The 1,303-nt window shown below is 35.9% G+C and carries 1 protein-coding gene; it reads right to left on the bottom strand.

All coding sequences use genetic code 11. The features are described 5' to 3' along the window. Positions 1–145 precede the first annotated feature (145 nt). Positions 146–1,171 (bottom strand): SDR family oxidoreductase, encoded by a 1,026-nt coding sequence (locus tag KI356_RS27005; RefSeq protein ID WP_212936982.1) that lies wholly within the window; start codon positions 1,169–1,171, stop codon positions 146–148. Positions 1,172–1,303 lie beyond the last annotated feature (132 nt).

Raw genomic sequence — 1,303 nt, 5'->3', positions numbered from 1 at the left:
ATACGAAAAACGCCTTGTTTCTTTAGTAATACGGCGTTTTTTATTGATACTATGGTTAATTTGTTATCTTTCCACTCTCCCACCACTGCATAAACATTTCTCCTCCTTATATGCAATCAAGTATATTCAAATGGCTCATCTAAATTTATTGATACCACTTTTCTAACAAACCCTTCTCCCTCTCGCCTGAAATACCTGCTTTTAATTCCCATTCATCCATACTCTTCATCCAGTCATACACGTCTTTAACTGTCTCTTCTAACCTTCTAAAAGTAAGCCCTTCTTTAACGGCACTCTCGATACTAATAGAGAATCCACCTTTCCACGGATCTGTTTCATCTTCTAATGCAAAAGTTTCAGGAATCCATAATGGCATTTTCGTCCATGGCTGCACTTTATTCTCATGCATAAATGATTCATCAACCCAAACGAATTCAGCATCACTATTCGTAACCTTTTTACACGTATTTAATAGCTCTTCCATCGTCAATTCATCATTTGGACCTGTTATATTGAATGTACCAGCTTTATTATTTTCTGCCATGTTTAGTCCAAAGCTCGCAACATCTTTTATATCAACTAACTGTACTGGACGGTCTTTTCTTCCTGGCACTAACACTTTTCCGCCCTTTGCTACACGCTGAACCCAGTATGGAAGGCGATCGGTATAATCAAACATTCCTGAAAGAAGTCCTGCTCTTACGTGTAAAACGCGATCCGGCCAATACTTCTCTGCCTCTTTTTCGCATAATACTTTAAGCGCACCATAATACTCATACGGAGATATTTCACCATTCTCTACAGCCTTCATTTGATTACTCGTCGGTTCTGGTTGTAATATATAGTCTTCTTTTATGTGATGAGGGATCCAATCTTTATATACGGAAATGCTTGAGATAAATGTATAATGTTTAATGTTATTTTTTAGTACTTCTCCTATTCTCTTAATGTGATGCGGAGAAAATCCACATGTATCCACTACAACGTCCCATTTTCGATTTTCTAAACTTGATACATCACCGTTTCTGTCACCGATTATTCTCTCTACTTCAGGAAAAATTTCTTTATTTGTTCCGCGATTAAATAATGTAACTTCATGCCCTCTTTTTAAAGCCTCTTCTACAAATGCTCTTCCTAAAAATCGTGTACCACCTAGTATTAGAATTTTCATAGTTCTCCCCCATTCGTGATAAAAAATCTATTCTTTTGTTTAACGATTTTTTGTTGTGAAAAGTTACGCGGGATTTGCTTTTTTACTACAATTTTAATTCTATAAGCAAAAAAGAAACCATTTCGAAAAATT

This window comes from Bacillus hominis (assembly GCF_018332515.1).
Lineage (GTDB): Bacteria > Bacillota > Bacilli > Bacillales > Bacillaceae_G > Bacillus_A > Bacillus_A hominis.
The sequence above is the reverse complement of the archived record's forward strand: the minus strand, read 5'-3'. Positions and strand labels throughout refer to the sequence as shown.

Excerpts from the sequence above, each read along its gene's own strand:
- KI356_RS27005 (WP_212936982.1), bottom strand. The coding sequence starts at position 1,171 with ATGAAAATTCTAATACTAGGTGGTACACGATTTTTAGGAAGAGCATTT.